The organism is Paenibacillus glycanilyticus, from assembly GCF_051200795.1.
Taxonomy (GTDB): Bacteria; Bacillota; Bacilli; order Paenibacillales; family Paenibacillaceae; genus Pristimantibacillus; species Pristimantibacillus glycanilyticus.
The window spans coordinates 1,165,475-1,192,194 of record NZ_CP195155.1; the positions used below are offsets into that span (position 1 = coordinate 1,165,475).

General features: G+C 51.9%; 28 protein-coding genes. 26 read left to right on the plus strand and 2 right to left on the minus strand.

Going from position 1 to position 26,720, the window contains the following annotated elements:
- Positions 1–129: 129 nt before the first annotated feature.
- On the plus strand, positions 130–600 hold the full coding sequence (locus tag ACR9FF_RS05215) for a hypothetical protein (RefSeq protein ID WP_127495729.1): 471 nt from the start codon (positions 130–132) through the stop codon (positions 598–600).
- Positions 601–847: 247 nt separating this feature from the next.
- On the opposite strand, the gene ACR9FF_RS05220 is transcribed toward ACR9FF_RS05215, so the two are convergent.
- Positions 848–1,075 carry a DUF1128 domain-containing protein gene (locus ACR9FF_RS05220; RefSeq protein ID WP_283094360.1) on the minus strand — a complete coding sequence of 76 codons (228 nt, stop codon included), beginning with the start codon at positions 1,073–1,075 and terminating at the stop codon, positions 848–850.
- 150 nt (positions 1,076–1,225) lie between these two features.
- On the opposite strand from ACR9FF_RS05220, the gene yyaC reads away from it, so the two are divergent.
- The 21 genes from yyaC to ACR9FF_RS05325 all read left to right on the plus strand — a co-directional run bounded on the left by yyaC (position 1,226) and on the right by ACR9FF_RS05325 (position 21,946).
- Complete coding sequence (yyaC, locus tag ACR9FF_RS05225) at positions 1,226–1,756, plus strand: spore protease YyaC (RefSeq protein WP_435169508.1); 531 nt, start codon at positions 1,226–1,228, stop codon at positions 1,754–1,756.
- A gap of 34 nt (positions 1,757–1,790) precedes the next feature.
- A complete protein-coding gene (locus tag ACR9FF_RS05230; RefSeq protein ID WP_435169510.1) occupies positions 1,791–2,618 on the plus strand; it encodes an alpha/beta fold hydrolase in 828 nt (275 codons plus the stop codon).
- A gap of 21 nt (positions 2,619–2,639) precedes the next feature.
- Positions 2,640–3,287, plus strand: a complete 648-nt coding sequence (locus ACR9FF_RS05235; RefSeq protein ID WP_435169512.1) for a DUF6483 family protein — start codon at positions 2,640–2,642, stop codon at positions 3,285–3,287.
- 31 nt (positions 3,288–3,318) lie between these two features.
- Positions 3,319–4,506: a class I SAM-dependent methyltransferase gene (locus ACR9FF_RS05240; RefSeq protein ID WP_317980742.1), complete on the plus strand. Its 1,188-nt coding sequence runs from the start codon at positions 3,319–3,321 to the stop codon at positions 4,504–4,506.
- Positions 4,507–4,606: 100 nt separating this feature from the next.
- A complete protein-coding gene (locus ACR9FF_RS05245) occupies positions 4,607–6,286 on the plus strand; it encodes a histidine kinase N-terminal 7TM domain-containing diguanylate cyclase (protein ID WP_244935629.1) in 1,680 nt (559 codons plus the stop codon).
- A 166-nt stretch (positions 6,287–6,452) separates the two neighbouring features.
- Positions 6,453–7,538 (plus strand): HD-GYP domain-containing protein, encoded by a 1,086-nt coding sequence (locus ACR9FF_RS05250; RefSeq protein WP_116393650.1) that lies wholly within the window; start codon positions 6,453–6,455, stop codon positions 7,536–7,538.
- A gap of 87 nt (positions 7,539–7,625) precedes the next feature.
- Positions 7,626–7,985 carry a hypothetical protein gene (locus ACR9FF_RS05255; protein WP_435169515.1) on the plus strand — a complete coding sequence of 120 codons (360 nt, stop codon included), beginning with the start codon at positions 7,626–7,628 and terminating at the stop codon, positions 7,983–7,985.
- Between the two features lie 273 nt (positions 7,986–8,258).
- On the plus strand, positions 8,259–9,131 hold the full coding sequence (locus ACR9FF_RS05260; RefSeq protein WP_435169517.1) for a YitT family protein: 873 nt from the start codon (positions 8,259–8,261) through the stop codon (positions 9,129–9,131).
- A 23-nt stretch (positions 9,132–9,154) separates the two neighbouring features.
- On the plus strand, positions 9,155–10,204 hold the full coding sequence (gene thiL, locus ACR9FF_RS05265; RefSeq protein WP_435169519.1) for a thiamine-phosphate kinase: 1,050 nt from the start codon (positions 9,155–9,157) through the stop codon (positions 10,202–10,204).
- Positions 10,205–10,217: 13 nt separating this feature from the next.
- Entirely contained in the window at positions 10,218–10,715 is a 498-nt protein-coding gene (gene tsaE / locus ACR9FF_RS05270) for a tRNA (adenosine(37)-N6)-threonylcarbamoyltransferase complex ATPase subunit type 1 TsaE (protein WP_127495751.1), read from the plus strand.
- On the plus strand, positions 10,708–11,529 hold the full coding sequence (gene tsaB, locus ACR9FF_RS05275) for a tRNA (adenosine(37)-N6)-threonylcarbamoyltransferase complex dimerization subunit type 1 TsaB (protein ID WP_435169521.1): 822 nt from the start codon (positions 10,708–10,710) through the stop codon (positions 11,527–11,529). The genes tsaE and tsaB overlap by 8 nt, the downstream gene beginning before the upstream one ends.
- Positions 11,529–12,014, plus strand: a complete 486-nt coding sequence (gene rimI, locus ACR9FF_RS05280) for a ribosomal protein S18-alanine N-acetyltransferase (RefSeq protein WP_201008442.1) — start codon at positions 11,529–11,531, stop codon at positions 12,012–12,014. Before tsaB ends, rimI begins: the two co-directional genes overlap by 1 nt.
- A complete protein-coding gene (tsaD, locus tag ACR9FF_RS05285) occupies positions 12,008–13,057 on the plus strand; it encodes a tRNA (adenosine(37)-N6)-threonylcarbamoyltransferase complex transferase subunit TsaD (RefSeq protein ID WP_435169523.1) in 1,050 nt (349 codons plus the stop codon). The genes rimI and tsaD overlap by 7 nt, the downstream gene beginning before the upstream one ends.
- An 894-nt stretch (positions 13,058–13,951) precedes the next feature.
- Positions 13,952–15,493: a 2-isopropylmalate synthase gene (locus ACR9FF_RS05290; protein WP_127495716.1), complete on the plus strand. Its 1,542-nt coding sequence runs from the start codon at positions 13,952–13,954 to the stop codon at positions 15,491–15,493.
- 470 nt (positions 15,494–15,963) lie between these two features.
- Positions 15,964–16,692 carry an ABC transporter ATP-binding protein gene (locus tag ACR9FF_RS05295; RefSeq protein ID WP_116393663.1) on the plus strand — a complete coding sequence of 243 codons (729 nt, stop codon included), beginning with the start codon at positions 15,964–15,966 and terminating at the stop codon, positions 16,690–16,692.
- Positions 16,693–16,739: 47 nt separating this feature from the next.
- Positions 16,740–16,958: a hypothetical protein gene (locus ACR9FF_RS05300; protein ID WP_116393664.1), complete on the plus strand. Its 219-nt coding sequence runs from the start codon at positions 16,740–16,742 to the stop codon at positions 16,956–16,958.
- Between the two features lie 30 nt (positions 16,959–16,988).
- Positions 16,989–17,909: a polyprenyl synthetase family protein gene (locus tag ACR9FF_RS05305; RefSeq protein ID WP_435169526.1), complete on the plus strand. Its 921-nt coding sequence runs from the start codon at positions 16,989–16,991 to the stop codon at positions 17,907–17,909.
- A 127-nt stretch (positions 17,910–18,036) separates the two neighbouring features.
- Complete coding sequence (gene comX, locus ACR9FF_RS05310) at positions 18,037–18,210, plus strand: competence pheromone ComX (RefSeq protein WP_015842656.1); 174 nt, start codon at positions 18,037–18,039, stop codon at positions 18,208–18,210.
- 43 nt (positions 18,211–18,253) lie between these two features.
- Positions 18,254–20,647, plus strand: coding sequence for an ATP-binding protein (locus ACR9FF_RS05315; RefSeq protein ID WP_435169529.1), 2,394 nt, complete (start codon positions 18,254–18,256; stop codon positions 20,645–20,647).
- Positions 20,625–21,281: a response regulator gene (locus tag ACR9FF_RS05320; RefSeq protein ID WP_435169531.1), complete on the plus strand. Its 657-nt coding sequence runs from the start codon at positions 20,625–20,627 to the stop codon at positions 21,279–21,281. The genes ACR9FF_RS05315 and ACR9FF_RS05320 overlap by 23 nt, the downstream gene beginning before the upstream one ends.
- 248 nt (positions 21,282–21,529) lie before the next feature.
- On the plus strand, positions 21,530–21,946 hold the full coding sequence (locus ACR9FF_RS05325) for a hypothetical protein (protein ID WP_435169533.1): 417 nt from the start codon (positions 21,530–21,532) through the stop codon (positions 21,944–21,946).
- A gap of 50 nt (positions 21,947–21,996) precedes the next feature.
- Here the strand turns inward: ACR9FF_RS05325 and ACR9FF_RS05330 are convergent, their stop codons facing one another.
- Complete coding sequence (locus ACR9FF_RS05330) at positions 21,997–23,925, minus strand: ABC-F family ATP-binding cassette domain-containing protein (RefSeq protein ID WP_435169535.1); 1,929 nt, start codon at positions 23,923–23,925, stop codon at positions 21,997–21,999.
- A 137-nt stretch (positions 23,926–24,062) separates the two neighbouring features.
- Between ACR9FF_RS05330 and ACR9FF_RS05335 the strand changes: the two genes are divergently transcribed.
- Genes ACR9FF_RS05335 through ACR9FF_RS05350 form a run of 4 tightly spaced genes read left to right on the plus strand, consistent with a single transcriptional unit; the run spans position 24,063 to position 26,689 of the window.
- Entirely contained in the window at positions 24,063–24,677 is a 615-nt protein-coding gene (locus tag ACR9FF_RS05335) for a 5-formyltetrahydrofolate cyclo-ligase (protein WP_435169537.1), read from the plus strand.
- Positions 24,677–25,144 (plus strand): cyclic pyranopterin monophosphate synthase MoaC, encoded by a 468-nt coding sequence (gene moaC / locus ACR9FF_RS05340; protein WP_015842663.1) that lies wholly within the window; start codon positions 24,677–24,679, stop codon positions 25,142–25,144. The genes ACR9FF_RS05335 and moaC overlap by 1 nt, the downstream gene beginning before the upstream one ends.
- 37 nt (positions 25,145–25,181) lie before the next feature.
- Entirely contained in the window at positions 25,182–25,673 is a 492-nt protein-coding gene (locus ACR9FF_RS05345) for a MogA/MoaB family molybdenum cofactor biosynthesis protein (protein WP_116393672.1), read from the plus strand.
- Positions 25,670–26,689 carry a molybdopterin-binding protein gene (locus ACR9FF_RS05350; protein ID WP_435169540.1) on the plus strand — a complete coding sequence of 340 codons (1,020 nt, stop codon included), beginning with the start codon at positions 25,670–25,672 and terminating at the stop codon, positions 26,687–26,689. The genes ACR9FF_RS05345 and ACR9FF_RS05350 overlap by 4 nt, the downstream gene beginning before the upstream one ends.
- Positions 26,690–26,720: the final 31 nt, after the last annotated feature.

Consider the following 26,720-nt stretch of genomic DNA (forward strand, 5'->3'; position numbering starts at 1 on the left):
GTATTTTTTATATGAAAATATAAACTATTCGCATTGTTATATTTTTATGAAAGATACGTGTTCTTTTTTGATAAAGGGGAAAGTCAACGCTTATCTGAGCATTTATTTCAGGTTAACGGAGGGGTCAAAATGCCGGAAGCAATTATGCCTTTAGATGATTTCTTGCAGCTGAACGCCGAGGAGCAGATCGAAAAGCTGAAGCGCTGGAAGATGGATTATACGCTTAAGGATATTCGGGAAGCTTGGAATTTCAAGCATTCGGCGCAATATTATATGCTGCTCAAGAAGCTGCGGATTTACGAGCGTGTGGTGAATAAATCAGATAAGTTTTACCCGATGCAGGACCAGCTGCTGGTTCAACAGGGCGGAGCGAAGGAACGCGCCTGGAGAGGTCGCAGCACTTATGCCCAGCAGGACGAACAGCCGGCAGACCATTTCAACTACCAGTTGAATACAACGCTTACAGGCACGGAGCTGGCGGAAAAGCTCGAGCGTCTTGCGTTCTTCCTGAAGGGGGAGCAGAAGCCGGTGCAAATCAGCTTGACCATCGAATCGGCTGAGGCAGGGGCTTCTATGGAAGCCGAGGAAACAAACGAATAAGAGACAGCAAAAAGGGGAGCTCCGATTGGGATAGGAGCCCCCCTTTTTTTATCAATAATCGGTTATTGAACATCTGTCTAAAAAAATGCTAGTTAATGGCTGTTAGTGGTAAAGATTGTAATAAAGAATGTTACTTTCAGAGTACGGCTAACATAAAGCTAGGGCTGAAGGCTTCGTTCCGAAGTCTTATGGGTAAAGGAAAGCACCGGCGGGTGTTGAACGCCTGCCGGTGCTTTCCTTAATGATGCTATTTGCCGCGCAGCTTGCCCAGCTCCGATACCAGAGCTTCAACCTCGCTGATGCTGAATTTCTCCTTCGAAGCAACAACTTCGTACAAATCGCGGATATCCTCGTATTGATCAATGCTGAAGTGGGAAGCCTGCATCGCTGCCGCTGTCGCCATTCTTAGCTTTGTTTTGATGGTCTCGATCATAAATTCCACGTTCTGCTGGGTTTGTTCTTCCAGATTCACCATGATTAGTCCCCTTTCCGTACATCTTGTCATTATTCTCGCCATTGTAACATATTTCACGCATCCCATGCCTGTAAATTGAACCATACCGCGTAATTCGGGTACAATGAAAGAAACTACCATTTGTACGAACAACATAAAGCAGGTGTATTCATGTCAGGGAAGACAATCGTTCAAGCGGATAACGGGGTGGAGGGTCTTCAGGCATTTCTGGCTCATGTAGCGGAAAGGCATCCCGACCGCAGCCGGGTCGTATTCCTATGTATCGGTACGGACCGCTCCACCGGAGACAGCTTTGGCCCATTGGTAGGCACCAAGCTGGAAGAGCGGGGTTGGCAACATGTCTTTGGAACATTAAAGCAGCCCTGTGACGCAAAACGGTTCGCGGAAGCGCTGGAACAATCGGCCGAGCGGGAGAATGCCGTGATTATTGCGGTTGATGCCTGTCTTGGCAAGCCGCTGTCCGTTGGAAAGTATATTACGGCGGAAGGACCGCTCACGCCCGGTCAAGCAACTGGGGCCAGGCTGCCGGCCGTTGGCGATTACAGCATTGCGGGTGTCGTTAATGCCAGCAGCCATAAGCCGTATATGACGCTTCAAACGACCTCGCTGTATACCGTCATGCAAATGGCTGAGACGGTTGCGGAGCTGGTGGATCAGGCCTGGAAGCAAACTTCCGGCTAGGCTGGACAAATAACTTTGTTGAAGGAGCAGACGAATGACTCAACTTACCATCGCCAATCACACGATCATGCTGCCAAGCGGCATCTCGTTAGCTTATTACGATTCCCGGACGGATAAAAAGCCGGTTGTGGTGCTGCTGCACGGCTATTGCGGAAGCTCCGCCTATTGGGAGCGGGTTGCAGAGCCGCTTGCCCGCCAAGCCCGCATTATTGCGCTCGATCTTCGCGGACATGGACGCTCATCCGCAGAGACAGGACCTGAAGAGACGAATTCTATGGAATTGTATGCGGACGATCTGGCAGCCATGCTGGAGCAATTGAAAATAAACAAGGCATGCGTTCTCGGCCATTCGCTTGGAGGATATATTACGCTTGCGTTTGCCGAGCGCTTTGAAGAAAAGCTGTCCGCTTTCGGGCTGGTTCATTCCACTCCGCTGCCCGACGGCGATGCGGCGAAGGAAAACAGGGATAATGCCGTAGCCGCGATTAAAAAGGACGGCGTAAGCGCATTTGTGGAGGGACTTGTTCCGAAGCTTTATTCCCCGGACAATAAATCGGCGATGCCGGATCAGGTAGAACGTTCCATCGCCATTGGCAGAGGCACAAGCGCGGCTGGCGCGATTGGCGCGGCCAAAGGGATGAAGGATCGTCCCGACCGAACAGAGGTGCTGAAGCGGACAACGCTTCCGGTGCTGCTGCTCGCTGGCGAGCAGGATCAAATTATTCCCGCGGAACGCACCTTTGTTGTCGACGGGGCAAACGTTACCCGCGAGAAGCTTGCGGATGCCGGACATATGGGCATGGTGGAGCGCCCTGAAGCTTTCGCGGAAGCCGTGCTCAGTTTCATAAATAAGCTTAATTAGCCATTAGGGGAGGGGAACAGGTTGTTTCGTCGCGACTACTTAATGAACATGATCGAACAGATGACGGAGGCCGTCGGGCAAATCCTGCAGTTGAAGCGGGAGCTTAAGCATCAGGACGCCTTGCTCGTAATCGATGAGCTGCTGGATAAACGGTTTGGACTTAGCGGCAAGCTGATCCGTTCCTTGTCCGACAAGGATTTGATGGCGGTGCTGACTACAAACGGCGTTATGGAGACGGACAAAATACAGGCGATAGCCGTAACCTTGAAGCAGGAGTCGGAGCTGCATGCCGAGCTCGGCAACGAAGATGCCAGCTTTGCGTCCGGTTTAAAGGCGCTGCAGCTCTTTATGAGGCTGTCGTTAGTTGACGCCGAGCCTACGCTTGCGAACCCGTCGAAGGAAGCGGGAGAGCTGCTTGAGCAGTTAAAAGCGTATGAGCTTCCGGACCATGCCAAGCAGCTGCAAGCCGAATGGCTGGAGGGGGAGGGCCAGTTCGCGGGGGCAGAGGATGTCCTGTATGAGCTAATGGAAGATGGAGCGGTAACCGGCGAAGAGGTCGAAGCCTTCTACCGCCGCTTGTTATATTGCGATGACGAGAAGCTGGAAGCCGGCGGATTGCCCCGCGAGGAAGTTCAATACGGGCTTGATTCGTTAGCGGCAAATAAATAAAAGCAAAGATCCATAGGAGTGACTTTTCAATATGACAGAAGAATGGCAGCAGTCCATACAAAAAATCGTAGAAGCAGGAGAACTGCTGCAGGGAACGCTAAGCCAGCTGCGCCGCAAGGATGGCGCGGCTGCCCCCAAAACGGTGGTGAGGCCGGTTCAATTGAAGAACGGGCTCCATCTGCAGTTCGAATACCATTACAGCAATAAAGTAACCCATGATAACGTAAAGCCGGAGCTGGCGGGCGCCAGAATCGTCGAGCTGCTCGAAGGCGATTACAAGCAGGCATTGTTCAAAACGCCAACGGAGGATCTCCAGCTGCTGTTCAGCAAGAAAGGAAAGGCAACGATTCTCAGCAAGCCGCCGACCGGAACGGTAAAGGCTTCGGCGGAGCTGCAGCATAATCGCCAGAAAAACCGGATTCTGGCGGAAGGAACCGCCGCGCCTTTTCTCGTGGAGCTTGGCATTATGTCGAAGGACGGAGCCGTGCACGCAAAGAAACAGGACAAGTACAGACAGATCAACCGTTTCCTGGAGATGGTGACGGATGTGCTGCCCAGCCTTCCGGCGGACAAGCCGCTTACGATTGTCGATTTTGGCTGCGGCAAATCGTATCTGACCTTTGCCTTGTACCACCTGCTGGCTGTCGAGCAGAAGCGGGAGATTTCGATAATCGGCCTGGACTTGAAGGCGGACGTGATCGCTTTTTGCCAGGAGCTTGCGGACCGGCTTCACTATGACAAGCTGAAGTTTCTGGTGGGGGACATCGCTGATTACGAGGAGCTAAACGAGGCCGACATGGTCGTTACTCTGCATGCCTGCGATACGGCCACGGATGCCGCGCTTGCCAAGGCAGTCAAATGGGGAGCTTCGGTCATTATGTCCGTGCCTTGCTGCCAGCATGAGTTGTTCAGGCAGGTGGAGAGCGACGCGTTGTCTCCGATTCTGTCGCAGGGACTTCTGAAGGAGCGCTTCTCGGCTCTTGCTACGGACGCGGCCAGAGGCACCTTGCTGGAGGTGCTTGGCTACAAAGTACAGATGCTGGAGTTTGTAGATCCGGAGCATACCCCTAAAAATCTGCTCATTCGAGCTGTCCGCAGCGGGCAGAAAGGGTCGGCGGAAAAGTGGGAGCAGTACGAGCGCTTCCGCAGCTTCCTGCACATATCTCCGTCTTTGGAACATATGCTGGCGGACCTTTGGCCTACCTCGTCCGAAAAATAATACGCAGGAAGTCCTATGGAAAGAATTGTCGATTGAAATAACATTTGCTACAATGGCAATAGATGGATAGACAATGGATGGGTGAACCGTATTGGAATCGATGATGTGGCTGGATTTTAGCATGTTCCTCGTACTGCTCGGTTTGTTTTTCTACGTGTTTGCTGTCGGTACCATTACCGTGCTGCACAAAATTTATTTCGCGCTGCATCTGGTGTTGATGGTTTGGCCGCTTACTCAATTTATTGCTCAAACGATGCCTGGTTCTCCATACAGGCTTTTTTATCTTTTGGCTTCTTACTCCGGATTGTCCTTGGTAGGCGTAGGGTGGTTTATCTTTGTTGTTTTTATGACGGGACAAGCCCAGTTGATACGTACGCGGCGGCTTATTATGCTGTCGGTCCCGGCGCTGATCTCCGTTGCGTTTGTCGTCGTAAATCCGGATCGGCTGTTCCTCTCCATTAACGAACAGTTGACGGATAAGCAGCTTCAAAGCGGACCGTTATACTGGTATATGATCGTTCAGCTGTTCTCTTATATTCTCGTATCCCTGGTGATCATGGGTTATACGCTCCGCCGCGGCGTGTCCGTCCGGCAGCAAATGCTTGTCCGAACGGCCATGAACGGGGTATTCGTGCTTGTTTTGTTCGGATTAGGCGATTTTTTCGTCAATATTATCCTTATTAACTATTTTTCCTCTTATTTCTCGATCTTCTCCGTAGGGATTACCTTGTCCGCGGTGTATCTTGTGCACGCGATTACGAGACACCGGGTCTTCGACATCATTCAAATCGTACAGCGAGATGTGATGAACACGATCTCGACAGGTATCATCGTCTTGGATGAGAGCGGGGTCGTGCTCGAGTTTAACAAGGCGATGAAGCCGATCTTGAAGCTGAAGATTGGCGAGCGGTTTTCTCCGGAGGCGCTTGCGGTCCATCTTCCCAAGCCGATTCGGAAGCAGTTCAACCAATTCCTGCAGGAGCAGAAGCTGTGGCCGATGGAACGTCAGGAGCTGGAGATTTCGCTGCATAATAACGGCCATTACCGTTATATCGTTGTGCAGGCCGCTCCTATTCTGAGCCAGAAGAAGAAGGAGCTGCTCGGCCGCCTTTTGACCTTCCACGACGTGACGGAGCTGCGTCTGCTGGTGGATGAGACCAATACGCAGAACGAGCTGCTTCAGGACAGGAACCGCGAGCTGTTAATCATGCAGGACGAGCTGTTCCAAGCCAACAAGAAGCTGGAGCATATGGCGATTACGGACGGATTAACCGGCTGCTATAACCGGAGATATTTGCTGCAGCAGCTGGAGCATGAGATTGCGGTAAACGTGCAATACGGCATTCCTTTTTCGATCTTCCTCTTCGATATCGATTTATTCAAGGCCATTAACGATCAATATGGCCATCTAGTAGGAGACGAAGTGATCTGCTCGACGGTCGAAGCGGTGAAAAACACGCTGCGTTCCGCCGATATTCTCGCCAGGTACGGCGGTGAAGAATTCACGGTCTACCTGCCTCATACGACCCGGGACCAGGCGGATATTATTGCCGATATGGTTAAGGAATCGGTAGAGCAGAATGTCGTCAGGACGGGCCTAGGCAGTCAGTCGGTCAGAGTAACAATCAGCATGGGAGTCGTTTCGGTAGAGCAGTTCGACAAGCGAGCTTTGGATGATCCGAAGGCTTTCCTGAGAGAATTGCTTGCCCAGGCTGACGCGGCATTATACGAAGCAAAATACAGCGGTCGCAACCGTATCGTCAAGCGTAAGCTGGCTTGATGGCAGACTCGGCAAACTAAGGGGTAACAGACCTGGTATGCCGAGTTTTTTTGTCATTATTTTAAGAAACAATGATAGATATCCTTCCATGATGGTCAGCCCAACGTATATCTGATAAAATAGCTTCGTACTGTTGATTGAGTATCGATCGAAAGAGGTATGAGCGATGAGAAAAGTGCAAATTGGATCGGTCAAACCTGGGGACAAGCTTGCAAAACCGATATTTCAAGATAATGGACGGGTTCTGCTTGGCGAAGGCGTAGAGCTGAATGATCGTTATATAAATCGGCTTCAAAATTTGGGCGTGGATATTGTTTATATTGAAGACGGCATGACAGAGGATCTTATTCCCGAGGATACGCTCAGGGACGAGACCCGCCGGCAGGCGGTGGAAGCGATCTATAAGACGATGAATTCCTTCAAGGACCAGTCGGTTGTAATGAAGGGCAGGGCGATCGCCCCGGATTTGGGACGTACCTTTCGCAACGTGTTTGGCCAGATTATGACGGATTTGACGGCTAGGCCCAACATGATGGTCAATCTGACGAATATTCATGTCGCCGACGCTTATTTGTTCCATCATTCGGTGAATGTCGCAATGCTTGCCGGAGTGATGGGAATTGCGAAGGGTTATAACCGCAACCAGCTGGAGGAGCTTGGCATCGGAGCGCTCCTGTTCGATATCGGAATGACCAAGATCCCGCAAAAGCTGATTGAGAAGGTAGGACCACTGACAGCCGAAGAACGGGTAGTGATGGAGAGTCATACCAAGGAAGGCTTTGATATTTTACGCAAATATCATGATATCTCCGTCGTATCGGCGCATTGCGCGCTTCAGCATCACGAACGTTATGACGGCTCCGGTTATCCGCGCCGGCTGAAGCGGGACGAGATTCATATGTATGCCCAAATCGTGGGAATTGCGGATGTCTATGATGCGCTAACCTCTCCGCGGCCTCACCGCAAGCGGTATACGCCTTCCGAGGCGATTGAATTCCTGTTTGCCGCAGGCAATACTTACTTTGATTTTGATCTGATCAAGCTGTTCTGCAAGCATATATCCATATATCCGGTATCAACGACGGTACTGCTCAGCTCGGGACAGGTTGGGGTTGTGTCTCTTAACAGCGAGCTTGCCCTGCATCGGCCAAGAGTCCGGATTATCCGGGAAGCGGACGGCAAGGAACCGGCTTCGCCGTATGATCTGGAATTAAAAGACGAGCTGCATTTGACGATCATCAAGGAATTGTAATTTTGGACGGACGTGCATAGGATTCTATCCATACCAAGCTATCACTCTCTGAATATTCTAATAAAGAATTAGGAGGGAGGGTGACAAATGGCTGCTAGAATAAGACCGACTTTAAAAAGTCCTTCCAAAGGCAAGGGAAAAGTAATTAAAAGAACGGCCCAATTAGCACCTCAGCAATCAGGCCCGATTTTTAACAGATTGACAATCGTTTGGGTAAACGAGGAAGGGATTCCGTTTAACACTACCGGCTTTTTTGCTAGATTATCCAGAGGGAACACAGTTGTTTCCACCGCGAATTTCGACCGCTTTGGCGTAATTCGCTTCAATAATATTACGATTCTTACAAATGCAACGTTTACGCTCCGGATCTTCCGAAGCGCCGACGGAGCCTTATTCCGTACTAGAACGATTCCATCCGGCGTAGAGACATTTGCCGTTATCGGTTAATTCGACGAACTAGATTCAAAGCGGCTGTGCTAGTTATAACGTGCACAGCCGCTTTTTTATTTCTAATAGGTTAATGAGAATTGATTCAAAGGAATCCCCGAGCAATAGCGACCGGAAGAACATCATATGCGTGATTTGCTTCTTAACCTGACATCCTATGGGACAAGTTTCGAGGTGGATTGCTATATTCTGCACAGGCCGGTCTTTGAATATCTTGTTTATTAAGGTAAAATAATCGTAATTAGCGAGTTCGGGGGGAGGAACAAGCTACATATGACGGGACATGCACAGCACTTAAAGCTGCCTAAGCTGGAGCTGCTTCGCAGGGTTATGTTTATCACGCTGGGAGCGGCTCTTGTTTCAGTAGGATTGGAGATTTTTTTGGTCCCCAATCACATTATTGACGGCGGGATCGTCGGGATATCGATTATCGTATCCCATTTGACGGGACTGCCCCTGGGTATTTTCCTATTCCTTCTTAACCTGCCTTTTTTGGTGCTTGGCTACAAGCAGATTGGCAAAACGTTCGCGATGTCGACCCTGTACGGGGTAAGCGTGATGTCGCTTGGCACCTTCTTGCTTCATCCCGTTCCGCCTTTGACGGAGGAATATTTTCTTGCCTCGATATTTGGCGGAGTGATTCTGGGGATTGGAGTCGGTATCGTAATCCGTTTCGGCGGATCGCTCGACGGCACGGAGATTATCGCTATTTTGTTTAACAAGCGTCTGCCTTTTTCGGTTGGCGAGATTGTGATGTTTTTTAATTTGTTTATTCTCGGAAGCGCGGGTTTTGTGTTTGGCTGGGACCGCGCGATGTATTCGCTCGTCGCCTATTACATTGCCTACAAGATGATTGATATTACGATGGAAGGCTTCGAAGAATCCAAAGCGGTCTGGATCATCAGCGATGAGGCCAGAGAGATTGGCTCGGCCATTATGGACCGACTTGGGCGCGGCGTGACGTATCTGCATGGGGAAGGCGGTTTTTCCGGTGGGCAGAAGCGGATTATTTTCTGCGTCATAACCCGTCTGGAGGAAGCGAAGATGAAGTCCATTGTGCAAGAGCTGGATCCTTCGGCGTTTCTTGCGGTTGGCAATATTCACGATGTGAAGGGCGGCAGATTCAAGAAGCGGGATATTCACTAAAAGGATAGTTGGGAGAAAAGGCAGTGGACGAATTTGCAAGCATCCGCCATTGGACTTCGGGGCGGCAAAGCGAAAGCTGGCAGCGGGAACGCGGAGTCCGGCTTGGCATTGGAGACGATGCGGCGCTTGTTGACCCTGCCGCTCCGATTGCCGGCGTAGCTTCACCGTATGAATACATCATGGCGATGGATACGATGGTAGAGACGGTGCATTTTAACGAGGTAACGATGTCCTGCGAGGATATCGGCTATAAAGCGCTCGCTTCCAATGTGAGCGATATAGCTGCCATGGGCGGCGTGCCGCTTCAGGCGCTTGTTTCGGTAAGCGTGCCGAGGCAGGTAGGGCCGGAGCAGATGCGCCGGCTCTATGATGGATTGTACGCTTGCGCCGAGCAATATGGCGTAGCGGTGATTGGCGGCGATACCACCTCGTCGCCGCAGCATCTTGTTGTCGCGGTGACGGTGACAGGCGCCGTCGAAGCGGGCAAAGCGCTGCGCCGGTCGGGGGCAAAGCCCGGCGACGCGGTTGTATTGACCGGGCCCGTCGGCAAGTCGGCGGCCGGGCTGCATTTCCTGCTCGCGCAGCGGGAACGCGGCGCGGATAGGCTTGCTGGGGAACGGGCGGCGCAGCTTGTGCGGGCGCACCGCCGGCCGTCTCCGTCGGTACGGGCGGGACGTCTGCTGCTGGCGCGGGGTACTTGCCATTCGCTTAACGACGTAAGCGACGGTCTTGCCAGCGAGGCTTGGGAGATCGCTGAAGCATCGGGGCTTGCCGTATCTTTATTCGAGCGGCAGCTGCCTCGAAGCGGCAGTATGGCCGCTTATGCAGGCGCGGCTGGCATCGATCCGCTGGAATGGATGCTGTACGGCGGAGAGGATTATGTGCTGCTCGGGACGATGGAGTATGGCGATGCGGCAGCGGCACAGGAGGCTTTCCATGCGGAAGGGCTGCCCTTTTACATCATTGGGGAGACGTCGGCAGGAGAGCCGGCGGTCGAATTAATCCGCGCGACGGACAGAGGCGAGCTGAGGCAGCCGCTGGCTAAACGGGGCTATAATCATTTTGAGCAATAAGCAGGTGAAGAAGATGACGATCGAAGGACAAGTTGTGCTTAACGTACGGAGCGAGCAGGAAACGGCCTTGCTTGCGCAGCGGATTGCCGGACTTGCGAAACCGGGCACGGTGCTTGCGCTGGACGGAGACCTTGGAGCCGGCAAAACAACCTTTTCGCAAAAATTCGCGAAAGCCATAGGCGTAACGGATATCGTAAACAGTCCGACGTTTACGATTATTAAAGAATACGAGGGGGCTGCGATGCCCTTTTATCATATGGATGTGTACCGTTTGTCTCTGGAAGAGGCCGATGAGCTGGGGCTGGACGATTATTTCTTCGGCGACGGGGTTACGATCGTGGAATGGGCAAGCTTGATTGAAGAGCTGCTGCCGCCGGAGCGACTGGAAATATATATTGCGCATGAGGGCGGCGAGGAGCGCCAGTTCCGGATCTCCGGAATCGGCGAGCCGTATGCCTCTTGGAGCGATGCGTTTTCGAATGAGATGGGAGCAGGGAATAACGATGACTGAACGAATGGCTGGACCGGTATTAGCGTTTGATACTTCAACCGCTGCTTTTGCTGCAGCGATCTTGGATAAAGGCCGTATTTTGGGGGATATGCAGTCGCTTGCGGAAAGAAACCATTCCGTGCACGTCATTACCCATATCAAGCAGCTGATGGAACAATGCGGCGTAACGTCCAAGGATGTAGGCGCAATCGCGGTTGGCAGCGGGCCGGGGTCTTATACGGGGATGCGGATTGCGGTTGCGGCAGCAAAAACGCTCGCTTGGGTATGGGGCAAGCCCCTGATCGGCGTATCCAGCCTTGAGGCGATCGCCTACGGTGGCTGGCATCAAGCGTCAGGCATTCCGCTTGGTGCAGCTTCTGCTTCCGGAGCCGGCACAGGCGAAGACTGGGTGCTTCCGATTATGGATGCCCGGCGCGGACAAGTCTACACGGGCGGCTACGCGATGTCGGCAGATGGCGAGTGGAGCGGCTTTGCGGCGGACGGCGTAAGACTCATGCATGACTGGGTGGACCGGATTGCCGGAGAAGCGGAAAGGCAGCAGGGGCAAGTAAAACGGATTTGGGTTATTGGCGATCTGGCGCTGCACCGGGAAGAAGCAGAACGTCTTCAGGCTTTATGCCGTGAGAATCAGTCCGGTGCAGAGGTGCAGCTGCTGTCTTACGAGCTGGAAGGCCGCGCGGTAGCCTGGCTTGGCCGGGAGCGTCTGCTTAAAGGCGAGATCGCGGACACGCATGGACTTACTCCTAACTATACCCAGCTGGCAGAGGCGGAAGTAAATCTTCGCGCCAAGCAGCAGGGGGAGGCGAAGTCCTAATGCTGTCCGATCTTGTTTTTCGTTCCATGACGGTAGCGGATATCCCGTCTATCGTTGCGATTGAACATGAGGCGTTTGCCACTCCGTGGACGCCGGAAGCGTTCAAAAACGAGCTGACAAGCAATATGTTTGCGCGTTATATGGTGATGGAGCATGACGGCCAAATTATCGGCTATGGCGGGATGTGGGTCATTGTGGACGAGGCGCATGTCACTAACATTGCCGTGCGCTCCGATCACAGGGGCCAAGGGCTTGGAGAGCGGCTTTTAACCGAGCTGCAGCGGACGGCGGCTTTTTTCGGCGCGAATAAAATGACGCTGGAAGTACGCGTGTCCAACGAGATTGCGCAGGGCTTGTACCGGAAGCTGGGCTTTAAGCCTTCGGGCATCCGTCCGGCTTATTATTCCGATAATAACGAGGACGCGTTAATTATGTGGGCGGATCTCAATTCCTATCAGCCTGCAACAGAGGAGCAAGAATGGTGAGCACAACAAATCAGGATGCCGTCATACTGGCGATCGAAACAAGCTGTGACGAAACTTCGGTCGCTGTCGTACGCGGCGGTAAACATATACTATCCAACGTGATCTCGAGCCAGATCGAGATTCATAAACAATTCGGCGGCGTTGTCCCCGAGATCGCATCGCGCAAGCATGTCGAAGTCATTACGCTTATGATCGAGCAGGCTATAGAGGAGTCCGGCCTTACGCTTCAGGATATCTCAGCGGTAGCCGTCACGCAGGGCCCGGGTCTTGTAGGGGCTTTGCTGGTTGGGATCGTTGCGGCGAAAAGCCTTGCGATGGCGCTGGACGTGCCTTTTATCGGGACGCATCATATCGCGGGTCATATTTATGCCAATCAGCTTGTTCATGAGCTGGAATACCCGTGTATGGCGCTTGTCGTTTCCGGCGGGCATACGGAGCTTGTTCTGCTGGAGAGCGAAGGCAGCTTCCGCATGATTGGCCGTACCCGCGACGATGCGGTTGGCGAGGCCTACGACAAAGTAGCAAGAGCTTTGAAATTTCCTTATCCCGGCGGACCTCATATCGACAGGCTTGCTTCGGAAGCGGAGGCGGTCATTGAGCTGCCGCGCGCATGGCTGGAGCCCGATTCTTATGATTTCAGCTTCAGCGGCTTGAAGTCTGCCGTCCTTGCCGTTATCAATCAGACGAACATGAAAGGCGAAACGCTGGATGCCGGCGCTCTTGCCCGCGGATTCCAGGAGTCGGTGACCGAAGTACTCGTCGAAAAAGCGCTTCGCGCCGTCCGCGCCTTTGGCGCCAAGCAGCTGCTCTTATGCGGCGGCGTAGCGGCGAATAAAGGGCTGCGCGCAGCACTCGCTTCGCGCTGCGACAAGGAAGGCGTGCCGCTCTTGGTTCCGCCGCACAAGCTCTGCACGGACAATGCGGCCATGATTGGCGCCGCGGCCTTTTTGAAATGGCAGAAGGGGGAATTCACTTCGCTGGATATGAAGGCGGAGCCTAATTTCTCGCTGGAGGGCTGGGCTAAGCCATCCGTCTCTTCATAAATATTTTTGTTTTTATTTTAATTCTTGGAATTGACAGAATATTTGTTGGAGAATATAATGGGTACCAATAGTTCAAACTTCATACTGTGCAAACGCTAAGAACAGGAGTAGTAAGGCTAATCCGGGTTTAGAGAGCTGCGGGAAGGTGCAACGCAGTCGAAGGATACCTGAAACTCGCCTGGGAGCGGAGCAGCGGATAAGCGCGGCTGGCCATGGATAGCCCGCAAGTACGTTGCTACGGTTAACCCCCGTAACAGGGTGCGCATTCGTCAACATCCGGAGTTGGCAATGTGCCTAAGGTGGACATTCAAAGCTGTTTAACTTTGCAGCAGTAGATGTCAACAAGGGTGGTACCGCGCAGGTTAATGATAGCCTGTCGTCTCTTGATTTCAAGAGGCGACAGGCTTTTTGGTGTCTTTGAACTAGGATTGGGAAGTTTCGTGCTTCGCACAGACGAATAAACATTCGCTATTTCATATACAAAACGCTGGGAACAGGATCAGTAAAGCAATAGAGCGGGAACACAGCGCAATTGAGGAATCAGGCAGAGCCTGATCGGAGCAATTGCCGCTGCAGAGAGCTGCGGGGTGGTGCGACGCAGTCGAAGCTTAAGCTTGAACTCGCCTGGGAGCGGAATGATGGAGGCCGGCCGGCTGCTTAATAGCAGCAAGAGCTTATGGCGAGTACATCGTTACGGTAAACCTCCGTCATCGGGTGTTCAAGCGGGTCGGACCCGCATGAAGCTAAAGTTTAGCCAGCACGGCTGGCTGCTTCATGAAGGTTCCGGCCAATGAGAGTGGTACCACGGCAGCTCAATTACGGGCCTGTCGTCTCTTACACAGAGACGGCAGGCTTTTTTTGTTCCCCAAAAAACACATAACGGAGGGTATTCCCATGAAAAAAATTCAAATCTTCGATACAACTTTACGCGATGGCGAGCAGTCGCCTGGAGCTTCTATTGAGCCTGAACGCAAAATCATTATCGCCCGCCAGCTGGCGAAGCTGGGCGTTGATATTATCGAGCCGGGCTTTGCGATCTCCAGCCCCGGGGAATTTGCGGCTATCCAGCAAATTTCCCGCGAGCTGCAAAACGTTGAGATCTGTGGTTTTGCCCGCGCGGTGAAGGTCGACATCGATGCTGCCGTCAAGGCGACGCAGGATGCGGCCAAGCGGCGCCTGCATCTGTTCATCTCTTCCTCGGATATCCATCTGAGCCATCAGATTCGCAAGACGCGGTCGGAAGTCGTTCAGATTGCAAGGGATATGATTTCTTATGCGAAGCAGTTTGTTGACGAGATTCAATTTGCCGCAATGGACTCTACCCGTTCGGACCGTGATTTCGTCATTGAGCTGGTCGAAGCGGCAATTGAATCGGGAGCTACGATCATTAACCTGCCTGACACGCTCGGTTATGCTCTGCCAAATGAAATGGTCGATCTGTTCACGTCGGTACGCCGGCAGGCGCGAGGCGGAGACAAGGTTCGCTACAGCACGCATAATCATAACGATCTGGGCATGGCGGTCGCGAACAGCCTGGCAGCCGTGCAAGCGGGGGCAACGCAGGTTGAGGTTACCGTAAACGGCGTTGGCGAACGGGCCGGCAACTGCTCGCTGGAAGAGCTGGCGATGCTGATCGAGACGCGTAAATCGGCGCTGCAGATCGAGACCAATATCGAGCAAAGCGAGATTTATACGACCTCTCATATGGTCAGCCGCGCGATGCATTATCCGATCGCCTATAATAAACCGATTGTTGGCCGCAATGCCTTCCAGCATGAATCCGGCATTCACCAGGACGGCTTGCTGAAGGACCGCAGCACCTATGAGATCATGGATCCGGAAGCTATGGGAATCTCCCGCAGCATGATTATTCTGGGCCGCCATTCCGGCCGCCATGCCATCAAGCACCGTTTGTCGGAATACGGCATTGCGGTAGCGGACAACGAATTGAACGATGTGTATAACAAATTCAAACAAGTTGCCGACGAGAAAAAGATCGTCACCGATGACGAGCTGATCCGCATTGCCGGCGAAGCGACCGAGACGCAGCCGGATCCATACAAGCTGATGGACCTGCAGGTATTGGCCGGCAGCCAGAAGTCCCGCATTGCTTCGGTTACTATTCGGGACGGAGAGGACGGCCAGGAGCGTTCCTACTCCGGTATGGGCGAAGGGCCATTGGAGGCGGTAATCCACTGTATCCAGCAGGCGATTCCCGTAGCCGCCCAATTCGAGGACTTGGAGCTGCATTCGTTATCGACGGGAGAGGATGCCCACGGCGAAGCGGTTGTGAGCATTATTATCGAAGGCGAACGCTTCCGCGGCACGTCCATTCATAAGGACATCATTTACGCGGCTGCCCAAGCTTATGTCGCGGCCTGCAATCAAGCGGTTATGACAAGCAGAAAACAGGTCATAGAAGAAAATGTCGGTTAATTGGAATAGTTATCCACAAAATCGCGACTGTTGTGCATAAGAGGAAAAAAACGGATAAATACAACGTTTTTCCTGTGCATAAAATTGCGTGCAAGTCGTGGATAGTTTTTACACAGCCTGCCTGTGGATAATGTGTATAACGTGGATAGTTGCAGGGATAAGGAAGCTTTTGTAAGTAATTAGTGACATTAACCTTTACAAATCACGCTTTGTTATCGACAGAATTAACTAACAATTCACGTTTTATTGTGGATAAACCTGTGGAAAAGGTGGACATTTCCCCGAAAGCACGAATTTTGTGCTCTCGGGGCTTTTTTTGTCCATTGCGCCCCCGCAAACCATGCCGCAAAAAAATTGCGTGAATCTGCAGCATGGTTTTCGGTGAAAACACTTTCAAATTCAGGTAAGGTTAAATTACTAGATCACGTTACGGCGAGTAGGTATTCCGGCCTGAATGGAGGAGAACTGCAGTGAACTTAGAGACGGTCATTCAAGTAAACTCGATTTGCAAATGCTATGGTCCGTACAACGCTTTAAATGAAGTCTCCTTTGAAGTAAACAGAGGCGAGCTGTTCGGCATTATCGGGACAAGCGGGGCAGGCAAAACCACCCTGCTGGAGATGCTCATGGGACTTCGCCGACCTGATCAGGGAACGATTGAAGTACTTGGCATGGATGCCATTATGGAAGCCAAGCAGCTGAAGGAATATATCGGAATGCATATGTACAGCAATTCGCTCGTAGACAATCTAACGGTTCGCGAAGCGCTGGAATTGTTTCAATCGTTTTATATCAAACAAAATGACATCGATCGGATTATTGCGGATCTGGAGCTGGAGCCGTACGTGAACAAGCCGGTGAAACGGCTGTCCGGCGGCTGGCAGCAGCGCATCGCGCTTGCTTTCGCGCTGGTGAACGATCCTGAAATCATATTCCTCGATGAGCCGACAACCGGGCTTGATAAGCAGGCGAGAGCCGATTACTGGGCACTGCTTATGAAGCTGAAGAGTCAAGGCAAAACGATCGTTATGGCATCCCATGACATGGGGGAAATGCAAAGGAATTGCGATCGCATTGCGGTGCTGCGCAAAGGGGATATCGTCAGATGCGATTCTCCGCAGCAGCTCATCTCCCAAATTCCAGAGGGCTGTTTTTCGATGGAAGGCGTATACGTTCATTTCGCTTACGCGGGAATGTAGCCTTGCCTAGATGATCAGGCCTAGTTTGAAGGAGGACTTTTGCGCATATGGAGCCTAGAAACGACACCAACGAAAGTCCGTCCGTTCATCGAAGCCAGGTGATAGAGAAGCGCATGGAGATGATTGCCGTGCTGCTCGATAAATTAAATGGGGAGGAGATCGTCCAACAATCCAAAACCAAGAAGCAACCTCAAAAGCGAAAGGGGCGAAATAACGACAAGCTGATGCAAATAGTTGGCGGCATATTCTTTCATCGTATAAGATAAGGATGACACTACCGTGACGGAGGTCAGAGGATGGAAGAACTAGTGCCTATGATCGGGCATGAGATGCTGCGGATTTCCGATAAGTATTTCACTACGGAGCCGCTTCGCGGATATGCCCGTGCTTTTATACGGGAAAAGCAGGCCGAATCGATGAGATTCGGTCTTTTGACCGTGCTTCATTACCGGATGTTCGGAGGGGAATCGGGGCAGATCTATCAGGCTGCCGCGGCTGTGGAACTATTTATTCTTGCTTCGGATATTCTGGATGATTTGCAGGACGGGGACGCGCCGCATCAAGCTTGGTCCCAGGTGCCGCCGGCGGCTGCGATGCAGGCGGCGGCCTCCTTCATGGTGCTTTCGCAGCAGGCGGTGCTGGAGCTGGAGTTCGATCAAGTCTTGCTGCTCCGGGTGGCCCGTATGATGAACGGCCAATTGCTGAAGGCGGCAAACGGACAAATGCTGGATTTGATGAATGCCGTGACGGACGAGGATTCCTATCTCGCCATGGTTCAGCATAAATCGGCGGCGCTTATCGTATTCGCCTGCATGGCGGGGGTCATGCTGGCAGGCCGGGAATGGCATCCCGTCGTTGCGGAATATGCCGAGGAAGTAGGAATGGCGGCCCAAATTAAAAATGATATTAAGGACCTGCTTCGCTGGGATGACAAGAATGATTTCATTTTGCGCAAAAAGACCCTGCTTACCCTGTTCCTTTTGGAGGAACTGGCAGAAGGGGATCGATGGATTTTGGACTATTTCGAAGGCAGGCTGCAGTCGGAGGATGTCGCAGGCAGGCAACAAATGCTGGAAGAAGCGTGCGACCGGACAGGGGCGGCATTATACGGCTCGGTGCGCATGAGGATGCATTTTAACCGGTTCCAGGAACTGCTCGAAGAGGTACCGGAGACCGCCTCGGCTAAGGACAAGCTCCTAGAGATTTTCTCCAGCTAGAGCCTTTCTTCACAAACCGCAATGACGATTGCGGAAAATACGGGACATGTTGGCGTTTGCTGTCGAAAGATTTCCTGCTATAGTAGAATCAGAATTTGATTCTACTATAGCAGAGGAGGAATTTTAAATGTTGAAAGATGCTATTCGTTCGCTTGCTGCAAGCAAAGAGAAAATGTCGATGGTGATGGGTGGACAGCTGCAATTGGCTGGCGTATCCGCAGCTGAGCACAAAGCACTCCAAGATGCGCTGAAGAATCAAGACGAGAAAAAAGGTAATTACACGCTGGCTGTTTGGGGCTAATATAGCCATAAAACGACTTCATGCGAGTGCAGGAGGAGATACGATGTTTAGACCAACTCTTAGAATTTCAGCACCTCTCTTCCTGATTACATTTCTCGTCATTTTGCTCTATTTGACCCTTACGATCATCAAGGAGCCTTTTATAGGCGTCGAGCTAGTGCAAGGTTCAAAGGGAGATTATTTCGTGAAAGCTCTCGAGCCTGCCGGACAAGCGATTAGCAAAGGCATCTTGGTCGGCGATAAAATTATTTCCGTGAACGACGCGCCGGCAGGTCAATATAGTAATGTGAAGAAGTTTTTTTCCATTGAGAAATCAGATTCCGTGCTGGTCGAGCACAGTAATAGGGAACAGCAGTTAATAGAGTTTAACCGGGGCTGGTATGGGGATCATTCCAGTTGGGAATGGTTCATTCAGCTGTACATACCGCTTATTTCGCTGATCCTGTTCGCAGGGTTTTCTTCTTTTCTGTATTCGAAAAGGAAAAATGACAGCGCGGCATTGATGCTTATGCTGTTTTTTGCCACGATTGGGTTATGCTATTACTCCTCGGCGGCATCCTATCGAAGCGATCCTGTCGGATTTTCGATTATCTATTTCGTACTCCCTTCAGTGCCGATTATTTTCCTGCAGTTTATGAATCAGTACATGAAGCGGTATAATGTCGTCTTCATCAGCAAAGCCGGATTAATCGGAATGCTGAGCACGTTTGGCGCAGTGGAGCTGGGCATGCTGCTGTATGTCTGGACGGACCTGGTGTCGAACAGCGCGTTTGTCTACATACGGATGTTGTATTACGGTACCTTGCTTATCGGGAATTTCATCTGCATCTATCAGCTCGTCAGAAAGTTTCTGCAGTACCGCAAGACGAAGTTTAATTCGTTATTCAAAATCACGCTGGTATCGCATATTGTGGCGTTTACGCCGTTTACGGCAATGAACCTGCTGCCGCTCTTTATAGGCGGGGGACAGATTTTGCCGGCTGCCTTTACTTCGTTATTTTTGTTTGTGCTGCCGATCGTTTATTTCTATCTGCTCACATCCAATCAGCTCTTTGACATTGACTTCATCCTGACAAGGTTTAAATATTATACGCTTCTGTCCGCCCTGCCGGCTCTTCTGCTGACGCTTGCGATTATCGGAGTGCTGAATGGAAAGGCAGACGTATCCTGGATTGGTTACATTCAAATTTTCTTGACTACTTATGTAGTGATGACTCTCTTCTTGTACGTGAAGGAGCAAATCGATCATAAGTTCCGGCCGAAGCTGTTCAAAGCCATGTACAGCTATCAGGACAGCCTGGACCGATTCTCCCGCAAGGTTGCAACCGTGATGAAGAGAGCGGATTTGGAGGCTGTGCTGAAGCAAGAGATCAGCGACCTGCTCCCGGTTAACCGGATTGATTTTGTCCTTGTGGATCAGGCAGACGGCTCCGTGCACAAGCTGGGTGAATCCGACGAGGAGAAAGGAACGTCCTTGTTCCTGCTTCAGGTGGCGGAGTCGCTGCAGGTTGGCGAAATGGTGGAGCTGCCGCATGGCATAGGGCTTGTAATCGGCCGACAGCGTTCCAAGTACCATGTCGTCTGGATCGGTTCGAAGACAAACCATACCCGGTTCAACTCGGACGAGCTGCGTTGGTTAAAGACGCTCGCGAATTATTCCAGTATTGTCTTTGAGAATCTATACCTGATCGAAGGCCTGATTGAGGACCTGGAATCGGAAGTGCGCAAGGAGCAGACTACCGCCCCTTGGGTTCTGCGGTTGTTGTTCTGTCTGTCGGAGAACGAACGCAGGAAGCTGGCTGCCGATCTTCACGATTCCGCGCTGCAGGACCAGTTAATCTGGTACCGCAAGCTGGAGGGTTTGATGAACGATTATCCCATCTCGGACAATCTCAGCGATGAGCTGAACGAGATCAAGGAAGGCTTGCTGGACGTTATTCACCAGATCCGGGAGACCTGCAATGAACTGTGGCCGCCGCTTCTGAAAGAGATGGGCGTCATCGAAGCGGTTGAATCCATCGTGGAGCACTCGCAGATGCGCGATAATTTCGCCGTTGATTTCCGGCCGAAGCCGTTTGCCCATCCGCTTAACGAAGAGCAAATTACAGCCATTTACCGGATCGTGCAGGAATTGCTCAGGAACGCTGCCAAGCATGCGCAGGCGAACCGGGTTACCCTGGAGCTTGAACAGCGGAAAGGAAAAATCTACTTCCGCTACAAGGATGACGGTATCGGGATGGATGTTGATTATATGAAAGCCTCCTTTGAGCATATGGGGCTGTCCGGCATTAAAGAGCGGGTAGCGAGCCTTGAAGGGGAGATTACGTTCCGGTCGAAACGCGGAAGCGGGCTGGAGGTTGTAATCAACTTGCCGGAGACAATGACAACCGGTCGTTCGGAAAGGGGATTATTGCGTGATTCGTATCTTATTAGTTGATGATCATCCTTCCGTTGGTGAAGGAACCAAAACCATGATCGAACAGGATCCTGAAATGAAGGTAACCGTCGTGCTATCCGCCATGGAAGCGCTCGATGCCGTCAATCATGACCCCTTTGATATTATATTGTGTGACCTGAATATGCCGGGAATCAGCGGTCTTGAGCTTACGAAGCGGCTCATTCAGCAAGATCCCGACCGCCGGGTTCTTATCTATACCGGCTATGAGATCAGCACCCATTACAACCTGCTGATTGAATGCGGAGTCTCCGGGTTTATTTCCAAGACGGTATCGAGAGAGCAGCTTCATAACAACATCCGCTGCGCGATGCGGGGGGAAGCGGTTATTCCGATAACCCTACTGAAGCAGCTGCGGCGTAATGAAGTGAAGATTACCCGAGCGGAGAAAGCGATCGAAGAGATCTCGATTAATGAACGGGACCAGGATATTTTGCAGGAAGTGGCTAACGGCAGCAGTAATAAGGATATCGCTGCCAAGCTTCATATGAGCCAGCGGACGGTAGAATACAACTTAACCCGTATTTTCGAGAAGCTGAGCGTGCGTTCAAGATCCGAAGCGATTGTAGAAGCCAAACGGCTTGGCCTCATTCGCATGGAGCAATTTTTAACTTAATTGATGCTTACCCCGACTTCTCGCGATTCACCGCCGGTGAGCGTGAAAGTCTTCCTATATGGGATAGCTGCGGCGGAAGCTGCGGAAACGTATCCCCATGATTTGTCTATGTAAGATCACCCTAACTTTTGGTTTCCCTCTCAATGCTTACGCCTATATGGCGTAAGCATCTTTTTTATATAAAACAAAGTATAATTGTATCCATAAGGTTTACAGCATACATATGAGTGCAAGGTGGAGGCAAAGCAATGAAATATATATGGTTATGGGTGGTCTATATTATCCTCTTTACGATGGCTGCTATCGGTCTGGAAATATGGGAGGGAAACAAGATTACGACGACGGAATATTACGGGCTGAGCAACATGGGCAGCATCTTCGTTATGTTTTGCTTGCTTAGCAGCATTATTCTATACGCGGTGACTTTCTTTCCGTTAACTTTGCTTCTTACGAGGTTCGTAAAGCTATTACCTGCGAGAATCGTCTTATATTCCATTGCCGGGGGGATAGTCGGAATATGGGTGTTTGATCAATTTTATGATTTGGGGGACGACTATTACGTAAAGGGATACGGTCTTAACGTAAATAGTGCCCTTATTCTGTTTGGGCTGGCAGGATTCCTCTACTCCATCATGGACAAGCTTTTGGAGAGGAAAAAGATATAAAAAAAACCTCCCCGGCGCCATCACTGGGATGCGCGGGGAGGTCTTGGCGCTTATTCGCTTAATTGTTCCCACTGCTCATAAGCGGCGTTAAGCGATGTGCGTTTACCTTCAATTTTGGCTTGAATCTCTTGGATGGCCATATAGTCGTTAAAGATAGCCGGATCGGTTAATTGAACCTCATATTCGGCTATCTGCTCCTCCAGCGAAGCGATCTCCTGCTCAAGCTGCTCCAGCTTGCGAAGGCGGCTCCGCTCTTCCCGTTTGGCTTGCTTATCCATTTCGTAGGAAGTTGGAGCTTCCGCAACAGGCTGGTTGGATTTGCTGGCCAGCTTTGCCGCTGCTTCGAGGCGGGCTTCTTCCAGCTCGGCTTTCTTCTCGATCATGTCATCATAATTTCCTAGGAAATGCTCGGTTCCTGTCGGAGTTAGTTCGACGATACGTTCCGCCATTTTGTTAAGGAAATAACGGTCATGGGAGATAAAGAGCAAGGTTCCCTCGTAATCGAGCAAGGCGGACTCAAGCACCTCTTTGCTGAACAGATCCAGATGGTTGGTAGGTTCGTCCAGAATGAGGACGTTTGCCTGCTCCAGCATCAGCTTGGCTAGCGAGACGCGCGCTTTTTCCCCGCCGCTGAGGGAGGAAATGCGCTTTAGGACATCCTCGCCGCTGAACAGGAAGTTGCCAAGCACGGTACGCACGCGGGCTTCCTCCATATGCGGGTATGTGCCCCATACTTCCTCTAGCACCGTATTGGACGGTGTTAGCCCGGTCTGCTCCTGGTCATAGTACCCAAGCTTGACGTTAGAGCCCCAACGGACGGTGCCGGCCTGCGGCTGTCTTTGTCCGACCAATACTTTTAGCAGCGTTGACTTGCCAATCCCGTTTGGTCCGATGAGGGCAACCGTTTCGCTGCGGGACAGCTTGAAGGAAACGTGCTGGAACAGCTGGCGGTCCTTCTCCGGAAACTTGACGGACAGGTCGGCGACATCCAATACGTCTTTGCCCGTCTGGCGCTCGATCTCGAACGTAAAACGGGCTTTCTTCAAGTCGCCAAGCGGCTTGTCGAGCACATCCATTTTATCGAGCGCTTTACGTCGGCTTTGAGCACGCTTGGTTGTGGAAGCGCGGACGATATTGCGCTGAATGAACTGCTCCATCTTGGCGATTTCTTCCTGCTGCTTCTCGTATTGCTTCATGTCGGCCTCGTATTCGGCAGCCTTCAGGTCTATGTACCGGCTGTAGTTGCCCGTGTAGCGTCTGGCGGCATGCCGTTCGATCTCTACGATGGTCGTAACAAGGGCATCGAGGAAGTAACGGTCATGGGAGACGACCAGAATGGCGCCGGAATAGCCTCGGAGATAACCCTCGAGCCAGGTCAGCGTAGGGATGTCCAGATAGTTGGTAGGCTCGTCGAGCATGAGCAGATCCGGTGCCTGCAGCAGAATGCGGGCAAGCGCAAGACGGGTCTTCTGACCGCCGCTTAAAGTGCTAATCAGCGTGTCAGGCGGGAAGCTTCCGAACCCCATCCCGTGAAGGACGCTGTTAATGCGGGTGTTGATCTCGAAGCCGCCTTGCTCGCGGAACCAGTCGGACTTGCGGGAATAACGGTCGAGAACATCCTCGTAACGCTTGGGATTGTCGTGAAGAGCCGGATCAGCGATTTGCTGCTCCAGCTCGCGAAGCTCTTGTTCAGCTTCGATCAGATGGGAGAATACGGCGCGCATTTCCTCAATGATCGTGCGGTTCGATTGAAGACCGCTGTTCTGGGCCAGATAGCCGATCCGTGTTTCCTTGGCTTTATGAATGGCACCGGAGTCGTAGGAGAGCTCGCCCGCGATAATTTTGAGCAGTGTCGATTTGCCCGCGCCGTTTACGCCTACAAGTCCTACCCGTTCGCGTTCCAGGACTTGCATCGATATATCGGATAAGATGACGTCTATGCCATAATTTTTACTGATATTGGATAATTGAAGCAGCATGAATAATACCTCCAACAAATAATGACAGGCTTTTCCGTTCCATTATATATTACCAGTCGCCATTGGCGAAAGTTGCATAACAATGGTAAACTACAATTAAACAAAAAGCATGTATGGGAAGGCTGAGCCGGGGAACGATGAATGAACAATCAAACGGGATGCCGCTGGACAAAGCGGCGCTGCGAAAGGCTATCACAAAGCTGCGTGACGGCATTCCCCTTGAAGAGCGTATCATCCGGTCGGAAGCGGCATGCCGGTATTTAGCGAATTGGATGATGGATCGCGGAGTGACAAGCTTTATGTGTTATGTGCCATTCCGTTCCGAACTGAATACCCGTTCATTGATTGAGTGGGGCTGGAAGACGGGAGCGGAGGTTGTTGTTCCGAAATGTTATCCGGCGGACCGGTCAATGACTTTGCATAAACTAAGCAATTGGAGCGGTCTTAAGGCAGGAGCCTACGGTATTCTGGAGCCCGACCCGGATAAGTGTCCGGCGCTGCCGGATACCTACGTTCCAGGTCTTGTCGTTACGCCGGGGATCGCTTTCGATCCAAAAGGCGGGCGTCTCGGCTACGGCGGCGGATATTATGACCGTTTTGCCGAGCGGCTGGCTCGCGAGCAGGCCGATGTAACGTGGCTTGGCATCGCGTTCGAAGATCAGCTGGTCGACGATATTCCAATGCAAGCCCATGACAGGCGAATGGACGGTATTGTAACGGAGCTTTCAGCAAGAGTTTGGAGTGAACGCTAATGGAACTGACGCATTTTAACGAGCAAGGCCGGGCGCGGATGGTTGACGTCAGCGATAAGGAAGTAACGGCGAGAACGGCAACCGCGCGTACGCAGGTGAAGATGAACCCGGGTACGCTGGCCCGCATTAAGGAAGGCAGCATCGGCAAAGGGGATGTGCTTGCCGTGTCGCAGGTAGCTGCGATTATGGCCGCGAAGAAAACATCGGATTGGATTCCGATGTGCCATCCGCTTCCGCTTACGGGCGTAAATGTTACCTTCGGGGATAACGGACAAGATGAGCTGTATATTGAAGCAACGGTCAAGACAACCGGCAAGACAGGAGTAGAGATGGAAGCTTTAACAGCTGTCTCTGCCGCCGCGCTTACCGTGTACGATATGTGCAAGGCGCTGCAGAAGGATATGGTCATCGGTCCCACATACCTGATTGAGAAAACAGGGGGCAAAAACGGAGACTATCGGATTTGACAACCCATGAGCGGATAAGGGATGGGAGGAATAATAGATGCGGTGGAAAGTAGCGATATTGACGGCAAGTGACAAAGGCTCGCGCGGTGAACGCGAAGATACTAGCGCACAGGTTATTCGCGAGCTGGTAGAGGAAGAACTGGGCGGAGAGATTGTCGATTACCGGATCGTGCCCGACGAGCAAGACGAGATTATCGCGGCCATGATCGAGATGACCGAATATTATCAAGCGGATCTGGTCTTAACGACGGGCGGAACTGGTCTGGCGCAAAGGGATGTAACGCCTGAAGCAACGCTTAAGGTGGTTGACCGCCTCGTACCCGGTATTTCGGAAGCCATGCGGATGGGCGCCTTGCAGAAGACCCGCCGCGCAATGCTCTCCCGCGGGGTATGCGGCATTCGCGGACAAGCTCTGATTATTAATCTGCCCGGCAGCCCAAAAGGCGTCCATGAGAGCCTGATGGCGATTATGGATCAGCTGCCGCATGCCTTGGAGATCGTCACCGGCACGCATGGAGATCACGAATGAGCGGATCGGATACGATACTGAAGGAAGTTCCGGTTCGGGAAGCGGTTGGTCTCCGGCTTGCCCATGATCTTACGCAGATTATACCCGGACAGTTCAAAGGACGTTTGTTCAAAAAAGGTCATGTCATTACGGAAGCGGATATTCCAAGCCTGCTGGATATCGGCAAAGAGCATATTTATATTATGGAGCTGGGCGAGAGCGAGCTGCATGAGGATGATGCGGCCATCCGGATGGCGATGGCGCTTGCCGGAGAAGGAATTGCGCTGTCCGATCCGCATGAGGGCAAGGTCAGCTTGAAGGCTGCAATGCAAGGTCTTGCATTAGTAGACCAAATTCTCGTGGAAGCGATTAATGAGCTTGGAGAGGTTGCCTTGGCGACGGTGAAGACGAACAGCGTCGTACAAGAAGGCCGGGCGCTCGCTGCTACCAGAGCCATTCCTCTTACCGTGCCTAAAGCAAAGGTTGAAGAGGTGGAAAGACTGGCTGCGGAATATAGAGCGGCCAATGAAGGGGAGGCTCCTCTTCGGGTCGTTCCTTTCCGCAAGCTGCGCGCGGGACTTCTGACAACCGGCGGCGAAGTATTTTCCGGACGCATTCAGGATAAATTTGGTCCGGCCGTCCGTTCCAAGCTGGAAGCGTTTGGCTCGGAAGTAGCCGAGCATCGTTTCGCGCCGGATGACCGACAAATAATTGTCAAGGAAATACACTATTTGCTAGAGCAACGTTATGATATGATACTAGTGACCGGCGGAATGTCGGTTGATCCTGATGACCGGACACCAGGCGCGATAAAAGCGTCCGGAGCGGATATTGTCAGCTACGGCACGCCAATGCTGCCGGGCTCGATGCTGCTTATGGGTTATTTGAACGGCGTGCCGATTATGGGATTGCCGGGCTGCGTCATGCATGATCCGTATACTTCCTTCGATGTACTGCTGCCTCGTATATTAGCTGGTCAGACTATCGTGAGAGAAGACATTGTCCGTATGGGATATGGCGGTTTGAACAACGGTTAGTGTAGTACATAAGCGTATAACGATGAGGAGG

What these genes read in the sequence shown, in the direction of transcription:
- ACR9FF_RS05215 (WP_127495729.1), top strand. Translation starts at nt 130, where the DNA reads ATGCCGGAAGCAATTATGCCTTTAGATGATTTCTTGCAGCTGAACGCC.
- ACR9FF_RS05220 (WP_283094360.1), bottom strand. Translation starts at nt 1,075, where the DNA reads ATGGTGAATCTGGAAGAACAAACCCAGCAGAACGTGGAATTTATGATC.
- yyaC (WP_435169508.1), top strand. Translation starts at nt 1,226, where the DNA reads ATGTCAGGGAAGACAATCGTTCAAGCGGATAACGGGGTGGAGGGTCTT.
- ACR9FF_RS05230 (WP_435169510.1), top strand. Translation starts at nt 1,791, where the DNA reads ATGACTCAACTTACCATCGCCAATCACACGATCATGCTGCCAAGCGGC.
- ACR9FF_RS05240 (WP_317980742.1), top strand. Translation starts at nt 3,319, where the DNA reads ATGACAGAAGAATGGCAGCAGTCCATACAAAAAATCGTAGAAGCAGGA.
- ACR9FF_RS05245 (WP_244935629.1), top strand. Translation starts at nt 4,607, where the DNA reads ATGATGTGGCTGGATTTTAGCATGTTCCTCGTACTGCTCGGTTTGTTT.
- ACR9FF_RS05250 (WP_116393650.1), top strand. Translation starts at nt 6,453, where the DNA reads ATGAGAAAAGTGCAAATTGGATCGGTCAAACCTGGGGACAAGCTTGCA.
- ACR9FF_RS05255 (WP_435169515.1), top strand. Translation starts at nt 7,626, where the DNA reads ATGGCTGCTAGAATAAGACCGACTTTAAAAAGTCCTTCCAAAGGCAAG.
- ACR9FF_RS05260 (WP_435169517.1), top strand. Translation starts at nt 8,259, where the DNA reads ATGACGGGACATGCACAGCACTTAAAGCTGCCTAAGCTGGAGCTGCTT.
- tsaE (WP_127495751.1), top strand. Translation starts at nt 10,218, where the DNA reads ATGACGATCGAAGGACAAGTTGTGCTTAACGTACGGAGCGAGCAGGAA.
- tsaB (WP_435169521.1), top strand. Translation starts at nt 10,708, where the DNA reads ATGACTGAACGAATGGCTGGACCGGTATTAGCGTTTGATACTTCAACC.
- rimI (WP_201008442.1), top strand. Translation starts at nt 11,529, where the DNA reads ATGCTGTCCGATCTTGTTTTTCGTTCCATGACGGTAGCGGATATCCCG.
- tsaD (WP_435169523.1), top strand. Translation starts at nt 12,008, where the DNA reads ATGGTGAGCACAACAAATCAGGATGCCGTCATACTGGCGATCGAAACA.
- ACR9FF_RS05290 (WP_127495716.1), top strand. Translation starts at nt 13,952, where the DNA reads ATGAAAAAAATTCAAATCTTCGATACAACTTTACGCGATGGCGAGCAG.
- ACR9FF_RS05300 (WP_116393664.1), top strand. Translation starts at nt 16,740, where the DNA reads ATGGAGCCTAGAAACGACACCAACGAAAGTCCGTCCGTTCATCGAAGC.
- ACR9FF_RS05305 (WP_435169526.1), top strand. Translation starts at nt 16,989, where the DNA reads ATGGAAGAACTAGTGCCTATGATCGGGCATGAGATGCTGCGGATTTCC.
- comX (WP_015842656.1), top strand. Translation starts at nt 18,037, where the DNA reads ATGTTGAAAGATGCTATTCGTTCGCTTGCTGCAAGCAAAGAGAAAATG.
- ACR9FF_RS05315 (WP_435169529.1), top strand. Translation starts at nt 18,254, where the DNA reads ATGTTTAGACCAACTCTTAGAATTTCAGCACCTCTCTTCCTGATTACA.
- ACR9FF_RS05325 (WP_435169533.1), top strand. Translation starts at nt 21,530, where the DNA reads ATGAAATATATATGGTTATGGGTGGTCTATATTATCCTCTTTACGATG.
- ACR9FF_RS05330 (WP_435169535.1), bottom strand. Translation starts at nt 23,925, where the DNA reads ATGCTGCTTCAATTATCCAATATCAGTAAAAATTATGGCATAGACGTC.
- ACR9FF_RS05335 (WP_435169537.1), top strand. Translation starts at nt 24,063, where the DNA reads ATGAATGAACAATCAAACGGGATGCCGCTGGACAAAGCGGCGCTGCGA.
- moaC (WP_015842663.1), top strand. Translation starts at nt 24,677, where the DNA reads ATGGAACTGACGCATTTTAACGAGCAAGGCCGGGCGCGGATGGTTGAC.
- ACR9FF_RS05345 (WP_116393672.1), top strand. Translation starts at nt 25,182, where the DNA reads ATGCGGTGGAAAGTAGCGATATTGACGGCAAGTGACAAAGGCTCGCGC.
- ACR9FF_RS05350 (WP_435169540.1), top strand. Translation starts at nt 25,670, where the DNA reads ATGAGCGGATCGGATACGATACTGAAGGAAGTTCCGGTTCGGGAAGCG.